The 21345-nt window shown below is 71.9% G+C and carries 22 protein-coding genes and 1 pseudogene; 14 read left to right on the forward strand and 9 right to left on the reverse strand.

The window, feature by feature from the left end; genetic code table 11:
• Positions 1 to 37: 37 nt before the first annotated feature.
• Positions 38 to 1552, forward strand: a complete 1515-nt coding sequence (locus SRB17_RS33530; RefSeq protein ID WP_153543955.1) for an IucA/IucC family protein — start codon at positions 38 to 40, stop codon at positions 1550 to 1552.
• Between the two features lie 7 nt (positions 1553 to 1559).
• Here SRB17_RS33530 and SRB17_RS33535 read toward each other — a convergent pair whose 3' ends face one another.
• From SRB17_RS33535 to SRB17_RS33550, 4 genes and pseudogenes are all read right to left on the reverse strand, one after another.
• Positions 1560 to 2297 carry a CAP domain-containing protein gene (locus SRB17_RS33535; RefSeq protein WP_153543956.1) on the reverse strand — a complete coding sequence of 246 codons (738 nt, stop codon included), beginning with the start codon at positions 2295 to 2297 and terminating at the stop codon, positions 1560 to 1562.
• A 381-nt stretch (positions 2298 to 2678) separates the two neighbouring features.
• A pseudogene (locus SRB17_RS33540) lies at positions 2679 to 2765 on the reverse strand (M23 family peptidase); the annotation flags it as partial.
• Positions 2766 to 2890: 125 nt separating this feature from the next.
• A complete protein-coding gene (locus SRB17_RS48620; RefSeq protein WP_416237113.1) occupies positions 2891 to 3094 on the reverse strand; it encodes a glycoside hydrolase domain-containing protein in 204 nt (67 codons plus the stop codon).
• A 134-nt stretch (positions 3095 to 3228) separates the two neighbouring features.
• Positions 3229 to 3435 carry a hypothetical protein gene (locus tag SRB17_RS33550; protein WP_153543958.1) on the reverse strand — a complete coding sequence of 69 codons (207 nt, stop codon included), beginning with the start codon at positions 3433 to 3435 and terminating at the stop codon, positions 3229 to 3231.
• Between the two features lie 204 nt (positions 3436 to 3639).
• Here SRB17_RS33550 and SRB17_RS33555 point away from each other — a divergent pair, with 204 nt between their 5' ends.
• Both SRB17_RS33555 and SRB17_RS33560 read left to right on the forward strand, forming a co-directional pair.
• Positions 3640 to 4554, forward strand: a complete 915-nt coding sequence (locus tag SRB17_RS33555; RefSeq protein ID WP_153543960.1) for a HipA family kinase — start codon at positions 3640 to 3642, stop codon at positions 4552 to 4554.
• Between the two features lie 10 nt (positions 4555 to 4564).
• Entirely contained in the window at positions 4565 to 4840 is a 276-nt protein-coding gene (locus SRB17_RS33560; RefSeq protein WP_153543962.1) for a SelT/SelW/SelH family protein, read from the forward strand.
• 3 nt (positions 4841 to 4843) lie between these two features.
• Here SRB17_RS33560 and aceB read toward each other — a convergent pair whose 3' ends face one another.
• Positions 4844 to 6469, reverse strand: a complete 1626-nt coding sequence (gene aceB, locus SRB17_RS33565; RefSeq protein ID WP_153543964.1) for a malate synthase A — start codon at positions 6467 to 6469, stop codon at positions 4844 to 4846.
• Between the two features lie 183 nt (positions 6470 to 6652).
• Entirely contained in the window at positions 6653 to 7255 is a 603-nt protein-coding gene (locus SRB17_RS33570; RefSeq protein WP_153543966.1) for a nucleotidyltransferase family protein, read from the reverse strand.
• 129 nt (positions 7256 to 7384) lie between these two features.
• Here SRB17_RS33570 and SRB17_RS33575 point away from each other — a divergent pair, with 129 nt between their 5' ends.
• Positions 7385 to 7699: a DUF5955 family protein gene (locus SRB17_RS33575; protein ID WP_323376615.1), complete on the forward strand. Its 315-nt coding sequence runs from the start codon at positions 7385 to 7387 to the stop codon at positions 7697 to 7699.
• 122 nt (positions 7700 to 7821) lie between these two features.
• On the opposite strand, the gene SRB17_RS33580 is transcribed toward SRB17_RS33575, so the two are convergent.
• Entirely contained in the window at positions 7822 to 8616 is a 795-nt protein-coding gene (locus SRB17_RS33580) for an IclR family transcriptional regulator (protein WP_323376616.1), read from the reverse strand.
• Between the two features lie 272 nt (positions 8617 to 8888).
• On the opposite strand from SRB17_RS33580, the gene allB reads away from it, so the two are divergent.
• The 6 genes from allB (at position 8889) to SRB17_RS33610 (ending at position 14559) form a co-directional block, all read left to right on the forward strand.
• Positions 8889 to 10229 (forward strand): allantoinase AllB, encoded by a 1341-nt coding sequence (allB, locus tag SRB17_RS33585; RefSeq protein WP_323376617.1) that lies wholly within the window; start codon positions 8889 to 8891, stop codon positions 10227 to 10229.
• Positions 10230 to 10281: 52 nt separating this feature from the next.
• Positions 10282 to 11397: an allantoicase gene (alc, locus tag SRB17_RS33590; RefSeq protein WP_323376618.1), complete on the forward strand. Its 1116-nt coding sequence runs from the start codon at positions 10282 to 10284 to the stop codon at positions 11395 to 11397.
• Between the two features lie 123 nt (positions 11398 to 11520).
• Positions 11521 to 12339, forward strand: a complete 819-nt coding sequence (locus tag SRB17_RS33595) for an AIM24 family protein (protein ID WP_323376619.1) — start codon at positions 11521 to 11523, stop codon at positions 12337 to 12339.
• Positions 12340 to 12414: 75 nt separating this feature from the next.
• Positions 12415 to 13041: a dihydrofolate reductase family protein gene (locus SRB17_RS33600; RefSeq protein WP_153543974.1), complete on the forward strand. Its 627-nt coding sequence runs from the start codon at positions 12415 to 12417 to the stop codon at positions 13039 to 13041.
• Positions 13042 to 13166: 125 nt separating this feature from the next.
• Positions 13167 to 14078, forward strand: a complete 912-nt coding sequence (locus SRB17_RS33605; RefSeq protein WP_153543976.1) for a DMT family transporter — start codon at positions 13167 to 13169, stop codon at positions 14076 to 14078.
• Between the two features lie 85 nt (positions 14079 to 14163).
• Positions 14164 to 14559: a ribonuclease domain-containing protein gene (locus SRB17_RS33610; protein WP_153543978.1), complete on the forward strand. Its 396-nt coding sequence runs from the start codon at positions 14164 to 14166 to the stop codon at positions 14557 to 14559.
• 219 nt (positions 14560 to 14778) lie between these two features.
• Here SRB17_RS33610 and SRB17_RS33615 read toward each other — a convergent pair whose 3' ends face one another.
• On the reverse strand, positions 14779 to 15282 hold the full coding sequence (locus SRB17_RS33615) for a nucleoside deaminase (protein WP_323376620.1): 504 nt from the start codon (positions 15280 to 15282) through the stop codon (positions 14779 to 14781).
• Between the two features lie 319 nt (positions 15283 to 15601).
• Between SRB17_RS33615 and SRB17_RS33620 the strand changes: the two genes are divergently transcribed.
• From SRB17_RS33620 to SRB17_RS33630, 3 genes are all read left to right on the forward strand, one after another.
• Positions 15602 to 16888, forward strand: a complete 1287-nt coding sequence (locus SRB17_RS33620) for a sensor histidine kinase (RefSeq protein ID WP_416237109.1) — start codon at positions 15602 to 15604, stop codon at positions 16886 to 16888.
• Positions 16889 to 17329: 441 nt separating this feature from the next.
• Positions 17330 to 18001: a response regulator gene (locus SRB17_RS33625; protein ID WP_153543982.1), complete on the forward strand. Its 672-nt coding sequence runs from the start codon at positions 17330 to 17332 to the stop codon at positions 17999 to 18001.
• A 79-nt stretch (positions 18002 to 18080) separates the two neighbouring features.
• On the forward strand, positions 18081 to 19262 hold the full coding sequence (locus tag SRB17_RS33630) for a cytochrome P450 family protein (protein ID WP_194294218.1): 1182 nt from the start codon (positions 18081 to 18083) through the stop codon (positions 19260 to 19262).
• A 113-nt stretch (positions 19263 to 19375) separates the two neighbouring features.
• Here SRB17_RS33630 and SRB17_RS33635 read toward each other — a convergent pair whose 3' ends face one another.
• On the reverse strand, positions 19376 to 20392 hold the full coding sequence (locus SRB17_RS33635) for a Gfo/Idh/MocA family oxidoreductase (RefSeq protein WP_153543984.1): 1017 nt from the start codon (positions 20390 to 20392) through the stop codon (positions 19376 to 19378).
• 130 nt (positions 20393 to 20522) lie between these two features.
• Between SRB17_RS33635 and SRB17_RS33640 the strand changes: the two genes are divergently transcribed.
• The gene (locus SRB17_RS33640) at positions 20523 to 21260 is read left to right on the forward strand and encodes a GntR family transcriptional regulator (RefSeq protein ID WP_323376636.1); all 738 of its coding nucleotides are present in this window, start codon (positions 20523 to 20525) and stop codon (positions 21258 to 21260) included.
• Positions 21261 to 21345: the final 85 nt, after the last annotated feature.

Here is a 21345-nt window from a genome sequence, read left to right on the forward strand (position 1 = left end):
ACAGACATACTGATCGCGAACACCCCGGACGAAACGAATGGATCGCGTGGACTCCTCACCCTCCTGCGGAGCACCCCCCACCGGAGCCGTCGGCCGCCTGGCCGACGCCTACGCGGCCGCGCCCCTGCTGAACTGCCTGCTGCGCGAGGTGGCCGAGCCGCTCGGGCACCCCGACGACCCGCGGGTCCACCGGCTGCCGAGCGGACGGCTGCTGCGGGTGCGGGCCGGCCGGCGCCCCACCGGCCCCGAGGTGCGCGCGGCCGGGACCTGGCACCGGGTCGGCCACTCCGAGCTGGTCAAACTGGTCGCCGACGAGCTGCGCCGGCACACCGGCCTGCCATGCGGCGATCTGCCCGCCGAGATGATCGACAGCCGCGACGCGGTCGCGGCCCTGCTCACCGCCCGAGCCCTCGCGACGGCGCCCGCGGACCCGTATCTGCGGTCCGAGCAGTCCCTGATCACCGGCCACCCGTACCACCCGGCGCCCAAGGCGCGCGGCGGCGGCCCGGTCGCCTCCTGGCTGCCGTACGCCCCCGAGGCGCACGCCCGCTTCCCGCTGGTCCTGTTGGGCGTCCGCGAGGACCAGGTGGCCGAGGAGGGCGACACCGGCGCCCTGGACGCGCTCGGCCCGGTCCCGCCCGGCTACCGGCTGCTGCCGGCCCACCCATGGCAGCTGGAACTGGTGGGCCGCGAGCTGGCCGAGGCCTTCGCCGACGGCCGCCTGCTCCGCCTCGGCACCACCGCCTTCGACACCTGGCCGACGGCGGCGATCCGCACGGTGTACGAGCCCCGGCGCGACCTGTTCCTGAAGTTCAGCCTGGACGTCCGCATCACCAACGACATCCGCCGCCTGTGGCGCCACGACCTGCGCAGACTGCGCCGTACCGACACGGCCGCGCGGCACGCGTTCGCGGCGATGGGCCCGCCCGCGGCCTGGCTGAGCGACCGCGGCTACCGCACGGCCACGTTCGCCTTCGAGGAGCTGGCCGTCCTGGTCCGCGACGGCCTGCGCGGCCACCTGGTGCCTGGCACCACCCCACTGCTCGCCGCCGGCCTCGCCGAGGGCTTCGACGGCAGTCCGCTCGCCACCGCGGCCGACCCGGGGGCCTGGTGGGAGGCCTATCTGCGCCAGGTCGTGCCGCCCGCCCTCACGGCGTTCGACGACCACGGCGTCGTCCTGGAGGCCCATCTTCAGAACACCCTCGTGGCCGTGGACGCGGCCGGCACGCCTGTGCAGGTGCTGTACCGGGACGCCGAGGGCACCAAGCTGCTGCCGGACGTGACCCGGGCGGCGGGCTGGGAGCGGCTGGTGTACTGCCTGGTCGTCAACCACCTCACCGAGATCGCCGCCGCCCTCGCCGAACGCCGTCCCGGACTCGACCCCTGGCCCGCCGCCCGCCGCGAGCTCGCCCGGCACGACCTGCCCGAGATCCCCGCCCTGCTCGCCTCGCCCACGCTGCCCGGCAAGACCAACCTGCTGCTGCGCTGGACCGGCGCGGACGGCGCCGACGCCCGCTATCTGCCCCTGCCGAACCCGCTGGCGGGCGGCTGAGCCGTGCTCAGCGGGCGGTGCCGAAGTCCTGGGTCCAGTAGCTGCCCGGCTGGGCGAGGCCGACGCCGATCTCCTTGTACGAGCAGTTGAGGATGTTGGCCCGGTGGCCGGGGCTGTTCATCCAGCCATTCATGACCTGCTCCGGGGTGGCGTAGCCGTAGGCGACGTTCTCGCCGTAGGCGCTCCAGCTGTAGCCGGCACGCGTGATGCGGTCGCCCGGGGAGGACCCGTCGGAGCCGGTGTGCGACATGTTCTGGTGGGCCGCCATGTCCGCGCTGTGGGCCTGCGCCGCCTTGGTCAGCTCCGCGTTCACCGTCAGGGGATGACAACCCACCTTCGCGCGCTCGGCGTTGACGAGCTGCACGACGCGCGCGGTGGCGCTGGACGCGGTGGCCGCGGGCGTGGGCGTGGGCGTGGGAGCGCTGGGGGCAGGGGTCGTGCGCGGCTTGGGGGCCGTCGTCTTCGTCCCGGTGCTCGGGTGAGCGGTGGCCCGGTGCGTGGGCGACGCGGTGGCCTGCGGAGTGGCGGTGTGGGGGTGGCCGTTGCGGTGGTGACGGTGATGGTGCCGGTGACCGTGGTGCTCCGACGGGTGGGGCGTGCTCGTCGAGGCGACGTCGGCCCGGTCCGTGCCGCCGTACGGCCAGTCGGAACAGGCCAGGGCGACGGACGGTACGCCCACGGTTCCGATGGCGACGGCGGCGACGACTATGCGCCGGTAGTGCTGCGTCTTGCGGTGCTTGGCCATTCGTCAACCTCGTTCGGTGATCGCCGGGCGCTCATTTTCGGGAGGGCTTCACAAGGAGCGCAAAGGGCGCTTCTCCTACGCCGGGTAGTAGGAGGTGACGCCTCTTGTCAGGCGACCACAGAGGTGCCGCGTTCGCGTCCGCGATGTTTGCAGGTACCTGGCGCCCTGTCAGGGGAGGTTCGACGACGGCGGATCCGGTCACGCCCCGAGCGGATGCCGGGGCGTGACCCAAGGGGCGGTTCGCGTCGGCGGCAAGCCGGACAAATCCCATATGTCAGCGAAGCCGGGCCTACTATCCAGGACGCCTAGTTGCCGAGACCGCTGTGATGGATGTCACCCTGGCGGGCCTCCGGTGGGGGTCGCCCGCCGGAGGCACGGGGGTCAGCGGTCGGGGATGACGGTGCCGTTGTTGTCCTTGGCCTCGTCGTCGCCCCAGCGGGAGAGGTAGTAGCCGGAGACGTACTGGTTCGAGGGCCCGGAGGTGTCCACCCAGTACGTGGTGGGCGGCGGGGGAACGCTGCCTCCGCCGTCGACGTCGAGGTAGTCGCCGTCGATGTTGACGGTGACACCGCCCCAGGTCTCGTTCCTGCCCCCTAGCCGCGCGCGTGCAGTTCGTCGGTCCAGGCGGAGAGGTAGTTCAGAACCCCGGTACTGCAGGAGGAATTGGTGTTGTCGTAGCCCTCCATGTCGTCGTAGAGGACGCTGTCGGCCGGGATCCCGATCGCCTGTGCCTGGGATATGGCGTCGTCGGCTTCCGTGGCGCCCTGGCTGCGGGCGGTGGCGTCTGTGATATCGATTTCAAGAGTTGAGGAGTGGGAACGCCCGAGATTTGGCGGAACCCTGGGGCGGGCCCCGCCGACGACCTCGACCCGCCTTGATGGAGGCCGCTACGGCGCGGGCCCCCATCGAGGGCCGGTGGGCGGGGACTTGCTCAGAAGGTGTTGCCGACCGTGACGTTGCGGTAGTCGGCCGCGGTGTCCTCGGTGACCAGACCGGGCTGGCCGTTGAGCAGCACCGGGAAGGACGCGCCGCTGAAGGTGCGCTGCTGGGCCTGGGTGCCGTCGAGGAAGAACGTGCAGCCGGCGCCCGCCTTCACCACCTTGAGCGTGTGGTACTGGGCCGGATCGAACGGACGCATGCACTCGATGCCTCTCTGAAATCGATTTCCGTCAGTGTGGCAACGGGGTGAGTGGGCGTCAATGGGCTGGGATCCCGGGCACCGCTGGAGGCGATCGGGGCGGTCCGGAAGCCGCGGGCACTATGCTCGTTTCATGCCGGGGGCAGGAAGCAAGGGGTGCACCGCCGTGGTAAGTAAGGCGAACAAGTTCTGGGGCCTTGGAAGATGATGAGAGAGGTCACCGCGACCCGCTACATCGCACCCCTGCGGTCCGGCGGCTCCGTCCCCGGAGTCGTCGAGGCCGACGACCTGGGCACGTACGTCGTGAAGTTCACCGGTTCGGCGCAGGGACACAAGGCGCTGGTCGCCGAGGTGATCGTCGGAGAGCTCGCCCGCGCGCTCGGGCTGCGCTTCCCCGAGCTGGTCCTCGTCCACTTCGACCCCACGATCGCCGCCGGCGAGCCGCACCAGGAGGTGCGGGAGCTGCACGGCGCGAGCGCGGGCGTGAACCTCGGGATGGACTACCTGCCGGGCGCACGGGACTTCACCCCGGAGATCGCCAGGGACTTCCCCGTGGACCCGCAGGAGGCGGGCCGGATCGTCTGGCTGGACGCGCTGACCGTCAACGTGGACCGTACGGTCCACAGCTCCAACCTCATGGTCTGGCCCACGCTCGGCACCGCCCCGCCCCGCCTGTGGCTCATCGACCACGGTGCCGCCCTGGTCTTCCACCACCGCTGGGACACCACGACCCCGGGCAAGAAGTACGACTTCCGCCGGCACGCCCTCGGCCACTACGGCCCCGACGTCCGCGCCGCCGACACCGAACTGGCCCCGAGGGTGACCGAGGACCTGCTGCGCGGGATCGTCGCCGAGGTGCCGGACGCGTGGCTCGCCGAGGACGCCGGCTTCGCGACCCCGGACGACGTCCGCGCCGCCTACGTCGACTACCTCCTGGCCCGTGTGCGCCTGTCGTCCGAGTGGCTGCCCACCGACTTCCCGAGCCGCGAGCAGCTCGCGGCCGAGGAGGCCGCGCGCGCGGCGAGGACACAGGCCGGCCGCCCGGACTGGCTCAAGCGCGTCCCCGACCTGCACGGCAAGCCGGCGGCGGCACAGGACTGGTCGGTGCACCTGGGATGAGGCACATCGGATGACCCACGTCGTACAGATCGAGTACTGCACACAGTGCCGCTGGCTGCCCCGCGCGGCCTGGCTGGCGCAGGAACTGCTCACCACCTTCGAGGCCGAGCTGACCGAGCTGGCGCTCAAGCCCGGCACCGGGGGCGTCTTCGTGGTCCGGGTGGACGGCGAGGTGGTGTGGGACCGAAGGGAGCAGGGCTTCCCGGAGCCCACGGCGGTCAAGGGTCTCGTACGCGACCGAGTGGCCCCGGGGAAGTCCCTGGGCCACTCGGACAAGACCGCGTAGTCGTCAGCCCTGGAGCTGCTCGTACGCCGGAAGGGTGAGGAAGTCGGCGTAGTCCTCGTCCAGGGAGACCTTCAGCAGCAGGTCGTGGGCCTCCTGCCAGTGGCCGGCGGCGAAGGCCTGCTCACCGATCTCCTGGCGGATGTCCGACAGTTCCTCGGCGGCGACCTTGCGGGCCAGCTCCGGCGTTGCCGTGTCGCCGTTCTCGAACTCGACGCCCGCGTTGATCCACTGCCAGATCTGGGAGCGGGAGATCTCGGCGGTGGCCGCGTCCTCCATCAGGTTGAAGATGGCGACCGCGCCGAGCCCGCGCAGCCAGGCCTCGATGTACCGGATGCCGACCTGGACGGCGTTGACGAGACCCGCGTACGTCGGCTTCGCGTCCAGCGAGTCGATCGCGATCAGGTCGGCGGCCGCCACGTGGACGTCCTCGCGCAGCCGGTCCTTCTGGTTCGGCTTGTCGCCGAGCACCTTGTCGAAGGACTCCATGGCGATCGGGACGAGGTCGGGGTGGGCGACCCAGGAGCCGTCGAAACCGTCGTTCGCCTCGCGGTCCTTGTCGGCGCGGACCTTCTCGAAGGCGACCTTGTTGACCTCGGCGTCCCGGCGGGACGGGATGAACGCGGCCATGCCGCCGATCGCGTGCGCGCCGCGCTTGTGGCAGGTGCGGACGAGGAGTTCGGTGTACGCGCGCATGAACGGGGCGGTCATCGTGACGGCGTTGCGGTCCGGGAGGACGAACTTCCGTCCGCCGTCACGGAAGTTCTTCACGATGGAGAACAGGTAGTCCCAGCGGCCGGCGTTCAACCCCGAGGCGTGGTCGCGGAGTTCGTAGAGGATCTCCTCCATCTCGTACGCGGCCGTGATGGTCTCGATCAGCACGGTGGCGCGGATGGTGCCCTGCGGGATGCCGAGGTGGTCCTGCGCGAAGACGAAGACGTCGTTCCACAGGCGCGCCTCGAGGTGTGACTCGGTCTTCGGCAGGTAGAAGTACGGGCCCTTGCCGAGGTCCAGCAGCCGCTGGGCGTTGTGGAAGAAGTACAGGCCGAAATCGACGAAGGCACCCGGCACCGGCGTACCGTCGGTGTCGACCAGGTGACGCTCGTTCAGGTGCCAGCCGCGCGGCCGCATGACGACGGTGGCGAGTTCCTCGTTGGGCCGGAGGGCGTACGTCTTGCCGGACTTCGGGTCGGTGAAGTCGATGTTCCGCGTGTAGGCGTCGATCAGGTTGGCCTGGCCGAGGACCACGTTCTCCCAGGTGGGCGCGGAGGCGTCCTCGAAGTCGGCGAGCCAGACCTTCGCGCCCGAGTTGAGCGCGTTGATCGTCATCTTGCGGTCGGTGGGGCCGGTGATCTCGACGCGCCGGTCGTTCAGCGCGGCCGGGGCCGGGGCGACCTTCCAGGAGTCGTCCGCGCGGATGGCGGCCGTCTCGGGCAGGAAGTCGAGCGTGGAGGTGCGGGCGATCTCGGCGCGGCGCTCGGCCCGGCGGGCGAGGAGTTCGTCACGGCGCGGGGTGAACCGCCGGTGCAGCTCCGCCACGAAGGCGAGCGCCGCGTCCGTGAGGACCTCTTCCTGCCGGGGCAGGGGCTCGGCGTCGACGATGGCCAGCGGGGACGGCGCTGGTGCGGACATGAGCTGTCACTTCCTTCAGCGGTGGCACCGGGTGCCTAGTGGCACGAATAGGGCGGACAGCGCCGACTGTGCGGGCAGGCGCTTCTGAACAGTGGATAGTAGTTTCCTCATCGTGGAACTTCAATGGTTTGTTGATGTCGAGATTCTCTGAGTCGAGGCAAGGTGGCGCCCAGTGCCACCCCTTCACTCAAGGTGGCGCAGGTCGGCCTCGGTGTCGATGTCGTACGGCTCGGCCACGTCCGCGCACTCCACGAGCCGGATCAGGCCCGCGTGCTCCTGCAGATAGGCGCGGGCCCCACGGTCCCCGGTGGCCGTTGCCGCGATCCCCGGCCAGTGCGCCGCGCCGAAGAGCACCGGATGGCCGCGCGTGCCGTCGTAGGCGGCCGAGACCAGCGATTTCTCGTCCTCGTAGGCGCCGAGCACGCGCGCCACGGCCGCCGGTCCGATGCCCGGCTGGTCCACAAGGCTCACCAGGGCCGCGCGCGCCCCCGTACCGGCCAGCGAGGCGAGGCCGGCGCGCAGTGAGGAGCCCATGCCCTCGGCCCAGTCCGGGTTGTCCACGAGCACGCATCCCCCGAGGTCGGCACGCCGGCGGACGTCGTCCGCCCGCGCCCCCAGCACGACGTGGATCCGGGCGCACCCGGCCGCGCGCAGCACCCCGACCGCGTGCTCGACCAGTGGGCGCCCCCGGTGCTCCAGCAGTGCCTTGGGCCGCCCGCCGAGCCGTCTGCCTCCGCCGGCGGCGAGCAGCAGCCCGGCGACCGCCGCGTGATGGTTGTCCGTCATGCGTCCTGCATACCTGACGGGGGATGCGGCGGCCGGTTTCCCTGGGCTGAATTTCGGTCCGCGCGGTGGCGCTCCCGGACACGGTGGCGTTTACTGACCCGCGCACGACGGAGTGTGAGGGGGAGGGCTGTGTTGCGGAGCTTGGGGCAGAGGCCAGTGACCGGCAGCGTCGAGGACCCGAGAGTGGCGGAACTGCGGACCGCGGTGTCCCGGCTGCGCCGCGAACTCGCCGCGCTCCCGTCCGACTTCCCCGACCGCGCCATCGCCGAGGACGAACTGGCGACGCTGGCTGCGATGGCCTCCGGCGGCTCCCCGGAGATCCCGCGCCTGCGCAGCGCCCTGTTACTGATCGCCGGCGCCATCGGTTCGGTGAGCGCCCTGGCGAGGGGGCTGGGGGACGTCCGGCAGGCGGTGGATCTGTTCGGGGAGTCGCCGAGGGCCTGAGGGCTGGGACGAGCGGCCCTGCTCAGGGGCGCGGGGCTGTGTCGATGTGCGGCTCCGCCGCGTGGGCGCGATCAGCCACGAAGCACCCGCACCCGCAAACGATCAGATCCCCCCCCGAGCGCTCAGGCGCCCGAACTGGCCAAAGCCTGAGACAGTTCAAGGGCGATCTGCTGCAACACCGGCACGATCTTGTCCGTAGCCGCTTCCGTGACCCGCCCGGCCGGCCCCGAGATGGAGATCGCCGCGGCCGTCGGAGACTCCGGTACGGACACCGCCAGGCACCGCACCCCTATCTCCTGCTCGTTGTCGTCGACGGCGTACCCCAGCTGCCGTACCTCCTCCAGAGCCGTCAGGAACCCGTCGGGCGTGGTGATTGTCTTTTCCGTCGCGGCGGGCATCCCCGTACGGGACAGCAGCGCCCGTACCTCGTCATCCGGCACCCCGGCCAACAGTGCCTTGCCCACCCCGGTCGAGTGCGGCAGCACCCTGCGGCCCACCTCGGTGAACATGCGCATCGAGTGCTTCGACGGCACCTGGGCCACGTACACGATCTCGTCGCCGTCCAGCAGCGCCATGTTCGCGGTCTCGCCGGTCTCCTCGACCAGCCGCGCGAGATACGGCCGCGCCCACGTGCCGAGCAGCCGGGACGCCGACTCGCCGAGACGGATCAGCCGGGGGCCGAGCGCGTACCGCCGGTTCGGCTGCTGGCGGACGTAGCCGCAGGCGACCAGCGTGCGCATCAGCCGGTGGATGGTCGGCAGCGGCAGTCCGCTGGTCGCGGACAGCTCGCTCAGGCCGACCTCGCCTCCCGCGTCCGCCATCCGCTCGAGCAGGTCGAAGGCGCGCTCCAGGGACTGGACCCCGCCCGCGGAGGAGGGTTTGGCGGAGTCGGTGGTGCTGGCGCTGGACGTCGGCACGGCGCTTCCTTTCGGGGCTGGCGGGAGGTCAGAAGCCTACCCGGCAGCCGGTTGACTCCCTGCTTGTACGTAGCTACGTTCTGCTTGCTGGAATTGTAATTCCGCTTTGTGGAAACGTCCAGAGTCGGAGCGGTTCGGCCGCTGTCCAGAAGTGTGCCCCTTGACGGCGGGGAAGTGGGAGTGAAGACTCCTTCAACAGAACGTTGAAATCCGTTACGTGGGTGTAAATCCCGTTTCTGAGGCGTAAAACGGCGGTACAGAGAGGGGTTCGGGTGTCCGACGCTGAACTGGTCCTGCGCTCGACGCGCGTCATCACGCCGGAAGGGACGCGGGCCGCGACGGTCACCGTGTCCGCCGGGCGGATCACGGCCGTCCTGCCCTACGACGCGGAGGTCCCGGCCGGCTCGCGGCTGGAGGACGTCGGTGACCACGTGCTGCTGCCCGGCCTGGTCGACACCCACGTGCACGTCAACGACCCGGGCCGCACCGAGTGGGAGGGCTTCTGGACGGCCACCCGCGCGGCCGCGGCCGGCGGCATCACCACGCTGGTCGACATGCCGCTCAACTCCCTCCCGCCGACCACGACCGTCGACAACCTGCGCGTGAAGCAGGAGGTGGCCGCCGACAAGGCGCACATCGACGTCGGCTTCTGGGGTGGCGCCCTGCCCGACAACGTCAAGGACCTGCGCCCGCTGCACGACGCCGGCGTCTTCGGCTTCAAGGCCTTCCTGTCCCCGTCCGGCGCGGACGAGTTCCCGCACCTCGACCAGGACCAGCTCGACCGGTCCCTGGCGGAGATCGCCGGCTTCGGCGGCCTGCTGATCGTGCACGCCGAGGACCCGCACCACCTCGCCGCAGCCCCGCAGCACGGCGGCCCCAAGTACGCCGACTTCCTCGCCTCCCGCCCACGCGACGCGGAGGACACGGCCATCACGAACCTGATCGCGCAGGCCCGCCGCCTCCACGCACGCGTGCACGTGCTGCACCTGTCCTCCAGCGACGCGCTGCCGCTGATCCGCGCCGCCCGCGCCGAGGGCGTGCGGATCACCGTGGAGACCTGCCCGCACTACCTCACCCTGACCGCCGAGGAAGTCCCCGACGGCGCCAGCGAGTTCAAGTGCTGCCCGCCCATCCGCGAGGCCGCCAACCAGGACCTGCTGTGGGAGGCGCTGGCCGACGGCACCATCGACTGTGTCGTCACCGACCACTCGCCCTCCACCGCCGACCTCAAGACCGACGACTTCGCCACCGCCTGGGGCGGCATCTCCGGCCTCCAGCTCAGCCTCTCCGCCACATGGACCGAGGCACGCGCGCGTGGGTACGGCCTGGAGGACGTGGTGCGCTGGATGTCCGCCAAGACCGCCGCCCTGGTCGGCCTCGGTGCGCGCAAGGGCGCCATCGCCCCCGGCCACGACGCCGACTTCGCGGTCCTCGCCCCCGACGAGACCTTCACCGTCGACCCGGCCGGCCTGCAGCACCGCAACCGGGTCACCGCGTACGCCGGCAAGACCCTGCACGGTGTCGTGAAGTCCACCTGGCTGCGCGGCGAACGCATCGTCCACGACGGCGAGTTCACCGAGCCGAAGGGCACGCTGCTCGCCCGCCCCCAGTAAGCCACCCCCGCATCCGCAACCGGCCGACTCCAGAAAGGACCCCCTGATCCCCGTGACGGCGACACAGAGCTTCACCGGCGACGCGAACCCCTACGGAGGCGGCGACCCGTACGCGGACTACCGCACCGCCGACTTCCCCTTCACCCAGTACGCCAACCTCGCCGACCGGCAGCTCGGCGCCGGTGTCATCGCCGCCAACGACGAGTTCTTCGCCCAGCGCGAGAACCTGCTGGTGCCCGAGCCGGCCGAGTTCGACCCGGAGCACTTCGGGCACAAGGGCAAGATCATGGACGGCTGGGAGACCCGCCGCCGGCGCGGCGTCTCCGCCGAGCACCCCTGGCCGACCGCCGAGGACCACGACTGGGCGCTGGTCCGCCTCGGCGCGCCCGGGGTGATCCGCGGGATCGTCGTCGACACCGCCCACTTCCGCGGCAACTACCCGCAGGCGGTCTCCGTCGAGGCCACGTCCGTACCCGGCTCGCCGTCCCCGGAGGAACTGCTGGGCGAGGACGTGAAGTGGACGACGGTCGTCCCGCGCACCGCCGTCGGCGGCCATGCGGCCAACGGCTTCGAGGTCACCGTCGAGCAGCGCTTCACCCACCTGCGGGTCAACCAGCACCCCGACGGCGGCATCGCGCGCCTGCGCGTGTACGGCGAGGTCGTTCCCGACCCCGAGTGGCTCGCGGTCCTCGGCACCTTCGACGTGGTCGCCCTGGAGAACGGCGGCCGGGTCGAGGACGCCTCCAACCTCTTCTACTCCCCGGCCACCAACACCATCCAGCCGGGCCGCTCCCGCAAGATGGACGACGGCTGGGAGACCCGCCGCCGCCGCGACCAGGGCAACGACTGGATCCGCTACCAGCTCGTCGGCCAGTCCCAGATCCGCGCGATCGAGATCGACACGGCCTATCTGAAGGGCAACAGCGCGGGCTGGGCGTCGGTGTCGGTGAAGGACGGCGAGCACGGCGACTGGACCGAGGTCCTCCCGCGCACCCGCCTGCAGCCCGACACCGACCACCGCTTCGTGCTCCCGGCCCCGGCCGTCGGCACGCACGCGCGGATCGACATCTTCCCCGACGGCGGCATCTCCCGCCTGCGCCTGTTCGGCTCGCTGACCGAGCAGGGCGCGGCCGGCCTCGCCGCCCGGCACCAGGAACTGGGCGGCTGACCCACCCCCTGTCCGCGCGGGGCGCTCCGGCCTGGACAGCACTGGGGCGCCCCGCGTGTCACCCACAAGGACCCGTTTCCGGGCCCCAGGAACTTACGGGTCCCTCTCCCGCGTTCTTCCCGCGTGACCCTTCAGCAAGAGATCGTCGGCAACGCCATGCAGATGGCGGTCGTCAACCTGCAGCCCGGCCAGACCGTGTACTGCGAGGCCGGGAAGTTCCTGTTCAAGACGACGAACGTGACCATGGAGACGCGGCTGTCCGGCCCGTCCGGCAACGGCGGGCAGCAGGGACAGGGCGGCGGGAGCGGCGGCATGGGCGGCCTGCTCCGCCAGGCCATGGGCACCGCCATGCAGGTGGGCCAGCGCATGCTCGCGGGTGAGTCGCTGGCGTTCCAGTACTTCACCTCCCAGGGCGGCGAGGGCACGGTCGGCTTCGCCGGCGTGCTCCCGGGCGAGATGCGGGCCCTGGAACTCGACGGCACGCGCGCGTGGTTCGCCGAGAAGGACGCCTTCGTGGCCGCCGAGTCCACCGTCGACTTCGGCATCGCCTTCGCCGGCGGCCGCACCGGCATGAGCGGCGGCGAGGGCTTCATCCTGGAGAAGTTCACCGGGTACGGCACGGTGATCATCGCCGGTGCGGGCAACTTCATCGACCTCAACCCGGCGGACTTCGGCGGCCGCATAGAGGTGGACACCGGCTGTGTGGTCGCCTTCGAGGAGGGCATCCAGTACGGCGTCCAGCGCGTCGGCGGCCTCAACCGCCAGGGGATCATGAACGCCGTGTTCGGCGGCGAGGGCCTGTCCCTGGCCACCCTGGAGGGCAACGGCCGGGTGATCCTGCAGTCCCTCACCATCGAGAGCCTCGCCAACGCCCTGAAGAAGGCCCAGGGCGGCGACAAGCAGGGCCCGACCGGCGGACTGTTCTCCACCCACGCCGGCTGAACCGATGAGTTGTGGAGGCGTGCGGGGTCTTACCCGGTGACCGAAAGACCTCGCACACGGAAGAAGGCACCAGCCATGGGCAAGCTCGTCTCCACGATCTTCGTCACGCTCGACGGCGTCTACCAGGCACCCGGCGGCCCCGAGGAGGACACCAGGGGCGGCTTCGAGCACGGCGGCTGGAGTTTCACGTTCGGCGACGACGACTTCGGCCGGTTCGTGACCGAGGTCTTCGACCGCTCCACCGCGTTCCTCCTCGGCCGCCGTACGTACGACATCTTCGCCGCCTACTGGCCGAAGGTGACCGACCCGGCCGACCCCATCGCCTCCCGGCTCAACGACCTCCCCAAGTACGTCGTCTCGTCCACCCTCCAGGCCCCCGAGTGGTCCGGCACCACCGTGCTCGGCGGCGACCTCGCCAAGGAGGTGCAGGCCCTGAAGGAGCGCACGGACGGCGAACTCCAGGTGCACGGCAGCGGCGCCCTGGTCCGTTCCCTGATCGACCTCCGGCTCCTCGACACCCTCCACCTGGTGACCTTCCCGGTCGTCCTCGGCTCCGGTCACCGCCTCTTCCTGGACGGCGCGGTCCCCACCCGCTTCCGGCACACCGGCGGACGCGTCACCGCATCGGGCGTCTCCATCCAGACCTACGACCTGGCGGGCGACCCGGAGTACGGGTCGTACGAACTGCCCGAGAACGCCTGAGGCACGGACAGACCCCTGGTCGGCAAACCCCTGGCAGAAGATCGTCGCCGCCGGTACGGTGATCGCGCCCCGCGTGAGCCGCCGATGTCTCCGCACCCCCCTCGGAGACCGGGAGAGCCGCCCGTATGTCCTCGATCGCCGTACCGGGCGCCGCCGTCCTGCCCCGCCGTGCCTGGCACACCGACCTGCCCGTCCTTCTCGTCGCGGTCTGCTGGGGCGCCAGCTACCTCGCCGCGAAGGACATCACCACCGCCCGTACGGTCCTGGCCGTCCTGGTGCTGCGGTTCGCGCTCGCCGTACCCGCGTTGGCCGTCGCAGGCCGCCGGGCCCTGCGGGCGCTCAGCGGCGCCCAGTGGCGCGGCGCGGCCCTGCTCGGGCTGATCCTCAGCGGGATCTTCCTGCTGGAGACGTACGGCGTGGTGCACACCTCGGCGACCAACGCCGGACTGATCATCAGCCTCACCATGGTCTTCACCCCGCTCGCCGAGGCCGCGGTCACCCGCACCCGGCCCACCCCGGCGTTCCTCGGCGCGGCGCTGCTGTCGGTGCTCGGCGTCGTCCTGCTCACCCAGGGCGGCGGCTTCACCCGGCCGAGCACCGGCGATCTGCTGATGCTGCTCGCCGCGCTCGCCCGCACGCTGCACGTGCTCGCCATGTCCCGGCTCAGGGCCGTACAGGGCGCCGACGCGCTGCCGCTGACCACGGTCCAACTCGGCGCGTCCGTCGCGGTCTTCGCCCTGCTGTCGGCGGTCTCGGGTGGTCCGGCGCCCTGGGCGGTCGCGACCGGGTTCGGCGCCCGGGAGTGGGCGGGGCTGCTGTTCCTGTCCGCGCTGTGCACGGTGTTCGCCTTCTTCGTACAGATGTGGGCCGTCCGCCGTACCTCCCCGTCCCGGGTCGGTCTGTTGCTCGGCACCGAGCCGCTGTGGGCCGCCGCGGCGGGGATCGCCCTGGGCGGGGAACGGATCGGGATGCTCGCTCTCGCGGGTGGTGCGCTGGTGCTCGTGGGGACCGCGTGGGGACGCAGGGCGGCAGGTTAACTTCGCGAAAACTCATCGGACTTGAAGGGAAAATCTTCAATCTTGTCGTTGACATGCCAACGTCTACGCGCGTCATCATGAAGGCATGAGATTCCCCCCACGCGCCACTCGCATCGGCGCCGCAGCCGCGCTCCTGTCCGCCCTTCTCGTGGGCGGCACCGTCTCCGCCACCACGGCGGACGCCGCAGCCTCGTCGGTCGGCAGCATCTGCTACGGCGACCTGCCGTCACAGGCCCACGACACCCTGGACCTGATCGCCCAGGGCGGCCCGTACCCGTACTCGCAGGACGGCACCGTCTTCTCCAACCGTGAGGGCGTCCTGCCCAGCGAGCCCTCCGGCTACTACCACGAGTACACGGTGATCACTCCGGGCTCCTCCACGCGCGGTGCCCGGCGCATCGTCACCGGCGAGCAGTCCCAGGAGGACTACTACACCTCCGACCACTACGCCACGTTCGACCTGATCGACTTCGGCTGCTGAGCCGGAGGACGACAGGATCCGAGGAACAGCGCGACAGAACCGACGCACCAGTCCGCCCCGCCCCGCGGCCCACCCCCCACCCAGGTGCCGCGGGGCGGGGCACTGCCGTGCGGGCACGAGCGTTCCACCGGCGATCGCCCCCGGCGGGCCGCTGCCGTCCGGTGCCGGGCGGGCGGCGGCTGCCGGCCCGTACCCGACACGATCTCCGCCGGCTGCTTGTCAGTAGTCGATGCGGTCGGACTTGGCCAGCCACGCGTCGAACGGTGCCGTGCGGTTCGGCAGGTCCAGCCGGTGGACCGACATCGGCCACATCGACGCGGGCTTCTTCTCGAACAGGTCGTAGAACTTGCGGTCGTCGAAGCCGGCCACCGCGGCGTCGTGCCGGTCGGCGGCGTAGACGACCCGGTCGACACGCGCCCACAGGGCGGCGGACAGGCACATCGGACAGGGCTCGCACGAGGTGATCAGGACGCAGCCCTCGAGCGAGAAGGTGTCCAGTGCCTTGCACGCGGCACGCATCGCGCTCACCTCGGCGTGCGCCACCGGGTCCAGGGTGGCGGTGACCTGGTTGTTCCCGATCGCGACGACCTCTCCGTCCTTGGCGACCAGCGCACCGAACGGGCCGCCGCCGTCCGCCACGCTGCCGGCGGCCAGCCTGATCGCCTGCTCCAGCCAGGCGCGCTCGGACTCCTGGACGCTCGTTTCCTGGGTGTGCGTGGTCACGGTCACTCCTTGTGCGGAGACGGTAGGGACGTTGGCATCCGGACGCGGAGCCTGATCGTTTCCTTGCAACTCGTCTTGGCCTGTTGCAACTTGTACGAGGAGTACACAGCGGGTCGAGTGGAGTCGGCCAGGAGTGGAAGACATGAAAGCGTCCGCAGGTCGGGGCCGTCTCTTCATAGGTTCCTACAAGGGCGCGTCGGTCCGGTGGCACGAGAAAACTCCCAGGGGAGACCTGCCGTTCGCCGAAAGTCGATGAGTCCGCGACTTTGGTAGCCGATCGCCGCCACGGCGCGACCGGCACGCCGCGTCCTGCGTAGATTTGTCGACCGTGACAGAGAACGGGCTCGACCACACCGTGGCGCGCGGGGCGTGGCCCCGCCCGTGGATGCTGCCCTCGGCCCTGCTGCACGGGCTCGACTCGGACTCCGGCCCGGCCGGCCGGCGGCCCCGGCGCACCGCACGGGACTGGGTCGTCGACACCTGCTGCTTCCTCCTGGCTGTCCTCCTGTTCCTGGCGACCGCCACCGTTCTGCTCCGGCAACAGCACACGCCCCGGGGCCTCGCCGTCGCCGACGTGCTGCTCGGCGTGCTGTCCTGCGCCGCCGTCTGGCTGCGCCGACGCCTGCCGGTCGGCCTCGCCGCCGCGGTGGTCGTCGTCGGCTTCGTGTCCTCCACCGCGGGCGGCGCCGCCATGGTCGCGCTGTTCACCCTCGCCGTGCACCGGCCCTTCCGCTACGTCGCCTGGATCGGCGGGGCCGACCTCGCCCTCGTACCCCTCTATTACTGGCTGCGCCCGGACCAGGACCTGCCCTACGCGGGTTCCGTGGTGTTCGCCGTGCTGCTCGCGGTCTCCGTCATCGGCTGGGGCATGTTCGTGCGCTCCAAGCGGCTGCTGATGCTCAGCCTGCGGGAGCGGGCCCGCCGGGCGGAGACCGAGGCGCGGCTGCGCGCCGAGCAGGCGCAGCGGCTCGCCCGCGAGGCCATCGCCCGCGAGATGCACGACGTCCTCGCCCACCGGCTCACCCTGCTCAGCGTGCATGCGGGCGCGCTGGAGTTCCGGCCGGACGCGCCGCGCGAGGAGATCGCCCGGGCCGCGGGTGTGATCCGGGAGAGTGCGCACGAGGCGCTCCAGGATCTGCGGGAGATCATCGGTGTGCTGCGGGCCGGCGAGGCCGAGGACGCCGCCGGCGAGCGGCGCCGGCCGACGCTGGCAGGGTTGGACGCCCTGGTCGCCGAGTGCCGCGAGGCGGGCATGAAGGTCACCCTGGACCACCGTGTCGCGGACCCGGCCGCCGTGCCCGCCTCCGTCGGCCGTACCGCCTACCGCATCGCCCAGGAGGCCCTGACCAACGCCCGTAAACACGCGCCCGGCGCCGAGGTCGCCCTGAGCCTCATCGGCGCCCCCGGCGAGGGCCTCACCGTCACGGTCACCAACCCGCCGCCCACCACCGAGCCCACGCCCGTCCCCGGCTCCGGGCAGGGTCTGATCGGCCTCACCGAACGTGCGACCCTGACCGGCGGCCGACTGGAGCACGGCAGCACGGCCGACGGCGGCTTCGAGGTACGGGCCCGGCTGCCCTGGGAACGGCCGGGACCGACGTCCTGAGGGTGCCCCTCGCACGCCGGTCCGCCGAAGCCGGTTCCGGCCGGGCGAGCGGCCCGCGACCGATGGAGCCCGGGGCGCCACCGGCACCACGACGCACCCTCGACCGGGTGACGACCGGCCTGCGCACCAGCGGTGATTCCACGGCCGCTCCGGTCAACCCGCCCTGGCCAGGCGGCACATGCGCCCGATGCGACGGGTCGACCGAACACCGGCACATGTCGCCTGACGCCGATCGGCTCGATGCAACTTCCGTTCCCCAGGAGGCGAGGTGCGTCCGGCCGGACGCCTTGATCGGGATCCGCGCTCTCGACCCCTGCTGCGGCGCACGGCGGCGCCGACGGCGTGGTCCCGCGCGGCCGACGCGGCATCAGGTCACGCGGACCGCCCCCGGGCGCGCAGGCCGGGCGCCATGGCCCGCGCGACCGTGATTACGTAGGGCGCATGACGCCGATCAGACTGCTCCTCGTCGACGACGACCCGCTCGTACGGGCCGGACTGGCCCTGATGATCGGCGGGGCCGAGGACATCGAGATCGTCGGGGAGGCCGCGGACGGCGCCCAGGCCGAGGAGCTCGCCGCGCGGACCCGGCCGGACGTCGTCCTCATGGACATCCGGATGCCGTCGGTGGACGGTCTCACCGCGACCGAGCGGCTGCGCGCGCGGGCCGACGCCCCGCAGGTCGTGGTGCTCACCACCTTCCACGCCGACGAACAGGTGCTGCACGCCCTGCGCGCGGGCGCCGCCGGATTCGTGCTGAAGGACACCCCGCCCGCCGAGATCGTCGACGCCGTGCGCCGGGTCGCGGCCGGCGACCCCGTGCTGTCGCCCGCCGTCACCCGGCAGTTGATGCGGCACGCGGCCGGCGGCGCCGCCGACGCGCGCCAGGCACGCGCGCGTGAACGGCTCGCCGTCCTCAACGACCGCGAACGCGAGGTGGCCGTCGCCGTCGGCCGCGGTCTCGCCAACGCCGCGATCGCCGCCGAGCTGTTCATGAGCGTGGCCACCGTCAAGACCCACGTCTCCCGCATCCTCGCCAAACTCGGCCTCGACAACCGCGTCCAGATCGCGCTGCTGGCGTACGACGCCGGACTCCTGGAGGACGACGGGCACTGATCGGGTGCCCGGGACGTTGTCGTGGTACGGGGTGCTGCTGTCCTGGCCTCGGGGGCCGCAAGGGGAGGACGGTAAGGGCATGGAGCTGATCGACCTGGGGGAGTACGGCGACGAGCTGCGCCGGAACCCGCACGCGGTGTACGCCCGCCTGCGCGAGCGGGGCCCGGTCCACCGCGTCCGGCAGCCGGACGCCGGCGAGGGTCACGAGAGCTGGCTCGTCGTGGGGTACGAGGAGGCCCGCGCGGCGCTCGCCGACCCGCGCCTGGCCAAGGACGGCAGCAGGATCGGCGTGACCTTCCTCGACGAGGACCTGATCGGCCGGCACCTGCTGGCCACCGACCGGCCGCAGCACACCCGCCTGCGCGGCCTCGTCGCCCGGGCCTTCACGACGCGCCGGGTCGAGCGACTGCGTCCGCGTGTCCAGCAGATCACCGACGACCTGCTGGACGCGATGCTCCCGGCCGGCCGCGCCGACCTCATCGGCTCGCTCGCCTACCCGCTGCCCATCACCGTCATCTGCGAACTGCTCGGGGTCCCGGAGCTGGACCGCGACGAGTTCCGGAAACTGTCCACGGAGGTGGTCGCACCGACCAGCGCGCAGAGCGAGTACGACGCGGTGGTCCGCCTGGCCGAGTACCTGACGGAGCTGATCGAGGACAAACGGTGCGCCGGTCCGGCCGACGACCTGCTGAGCGACCTGATCCGCACCACCGCCGAGGACGGCGACCGGCTCTCGGCGGAGGAGCTGCGCGGCATGGCCTACCTGCTGCTGATCGCCGGCCATGAGACCACGGTCAACCTCATCGGCAACGGCGTCCTGGCGCTGCTCACCCACCCCGGCCAACTCGCCGCCCTCCGCGCCGACATGGGCCTGCTGGACGGCGCGATCGAGGAGATGCTGCGCTACGAGGGCCCGGTGGAGACCGCCACCTTCCGTTACGCCGCCGAGCCCCTGGAGATCGGCGGCACCCGGATCGGGCAGGGCGAGCACGTGATGATCGGCCTCACCGCCGCCCAGCGCGACGCCGCCCGCTACGCCGACCCGGACCGTTTCGACATCCGTCGCGACCCCCGCGGCCACCTCGCCTTCGGCCACGGCGTCCACTACTGCCTCGGCGCCCCCCTGGCCCGCCTGGAGGGCCGCACGGCCATCGGCACCCTCCTGCGCCGCGCCCCCGCCCTGGCCCTCGACGGCCCACCCGGCGCATGGCTCCCCGGCCTGCTGATGAGAGGCGTACGCAGCCTGCCGGTGCGCTGGTAGCTCCCGGCGACCCGACCCCGGCCGACGGGGCCGACGTCGCCGACGGTCCGCCGTTCCGCAGTCGTGCCCGGCAGCCTGCTGCCCGCCGTACGGCACCGGTGCCGGGCCCCGCGCTACAACGCCCGTGCCCGGTCCGGGATCTCCGCCAGGAGTACCGGGCGCCGCTCCCGTCGCGAGACCTCGCAGGCCTCGGCCACCCGCAGGGCCTGCAGCGCCTCATGGCCGTCGCAGGGATTGGGGCGCTCGCCCTGCACCACCTCCACGAAGGCGTTCAGCTCGGCTTCGTACGCGGGGCCGAACCGCTCCAGGAAGCCCGGCCACGGCTTGTCCGCGGGCGGCGGCCCGGTCGGCTCGGTGGACGCGAGCGGCGTACGGTCGTCCAGGCCGACCACGACCGTGTCCGCCTCCCCGGCCAGTTCCATGCGCACGTCGTACCCGGCGCCGTTCAGCCGGGTCGCCGTGGCCGTGGCGAGCGTGCCGTCGTCCAGCGTGAGGAGCGCCGCGCCGGTGTCGATGTCGCCCGCCTCGCGGAACATCGGGGGCCCGGCGTCGGACCCGGTGGCGTAGACACCGGCCACCTCACGGCCCGTCACCCACCGCAGCACGTCGAAGTCATGGATCAGCGTGTCCCGGAACAGCCCGCCGGACAGCGGCAGCCAGTCGGCCGCGGGAGGGGACTGGTCGCAGGTCATCGCGCGCACGGTGTGCAACCTGCCGAGGCGTCCCGAGCGCACGGCCTCGCGGGCGCCCGCGTATCCCGCGTCGAAGCGCCGCTGGAAGCCCATCTGCAGGACCGTGCCCGCCGACTCCACCTCGGCGAGTGCCTGCAGCGTGCCCGGCAGATCGAGTGCGATCGGCTTCTCGCAGAAGACCGGCAGGCCCGAGCGTGCCGCCCGGCCGATCAGCTCGGCGTGGGCCGACGTCGCCGTGGTGATCACCACCGCGTCGACGCCCCACCTGAAGATCTCGTCCACACCCGGCGCCGCCGTCTCACCCAGCCGGTGCGCCAGTCCCTGCGCCCGCGCCGGATCCGCGTCCGTCAGGATCAGCGATCCGACCTCGCGGTTGCGGCTGAGCGTTCTCGCGTGGAGGGTGCCGATGCGGCCCGTACCGATGACCCCGATGCGCATGGAAACAAAGTGAGGGCGGAGCCCGTACGCTGTCAATGCGTATGTCCGGACAACCGGACTACACAACTTCCCGTCAACCGGCCACGGGGCTACGCTCGGGCCCGTGCCGAAACCAGATGTGGACCCCACCGTGTCGCTCGACCTGCATGTGGACCGTAGCTCCCCGGTGCCGCTGTACTTCCAGCTCTCCCAGCAGCTGGAGGCCGCCATCGAGCACGGCAGCCTCACCCCGGGCAGCCTGCTGGGCAACGAGATCGAGCTGGCCGCGCGGCTCGGCCTGTCCCGGCCGACCGTCCGTCAGGCCATCCAGTCCCTCGTCGACAAGGGGCTGCTCGTACGCCGCCGCGGCGTCGGCACGCAGGTGGTGCACAGCCAGGTCAAGCGCCCGCTGGAGCTGAGCAGCCTGTACGACGACCTGGAGGCGGCCGGCCAGCGCCCCGCGACCAAGGTGCTGGTCAACACCGTCGTTCCTGCCTCCGCCGAGGTCGCCGCCGCGCTCGGCGTGCCCGAGGGCGGCGACGTGCACCGCATCGAACGGCTGCGCCTCGCGCACGGTGAGCCGATGGCCTACCTGACCAACCACCTCCCGCCCGGCCTGCTCGACCTGGACACCGACCAGCTGGAGGCCACCGGCCTGTACCGGCTGATGCGCTCCGCCGGGATCACCCTGCACAGCGCCCGCCAGTCCATCGGCGCCCGCGGTGCCACGGCGGCCGAGGCCGAGCGGCTCGCCGAGGCCGAGGGCGCCCCGCTGCTCACCATGCAGCGCATCACGTTCGACGACACCGGCCGCGCGGTCGAGTTCGGCGACCACACCTACCGTCCGACGCGCTACTCCTTCGAGTTCCAGCTGCTCGTGCGGCCGTGAGGCAGGCCTCCGGATTCGTCGCAATGTCCGGACAATAGGACCCACAGGGACCCCCCGGTCATGTCATGAGTGTTCACCGTGTTCG

This window comes from Streptomyces sp. RB17 (assembly GCF_009604455.1).
Taxonomy (GTDB): domain Bacteria; phylum Actinomycetota; class Actinomycetes; order Streptomycetales; family Streptomycetaceae; genus Streptomyces.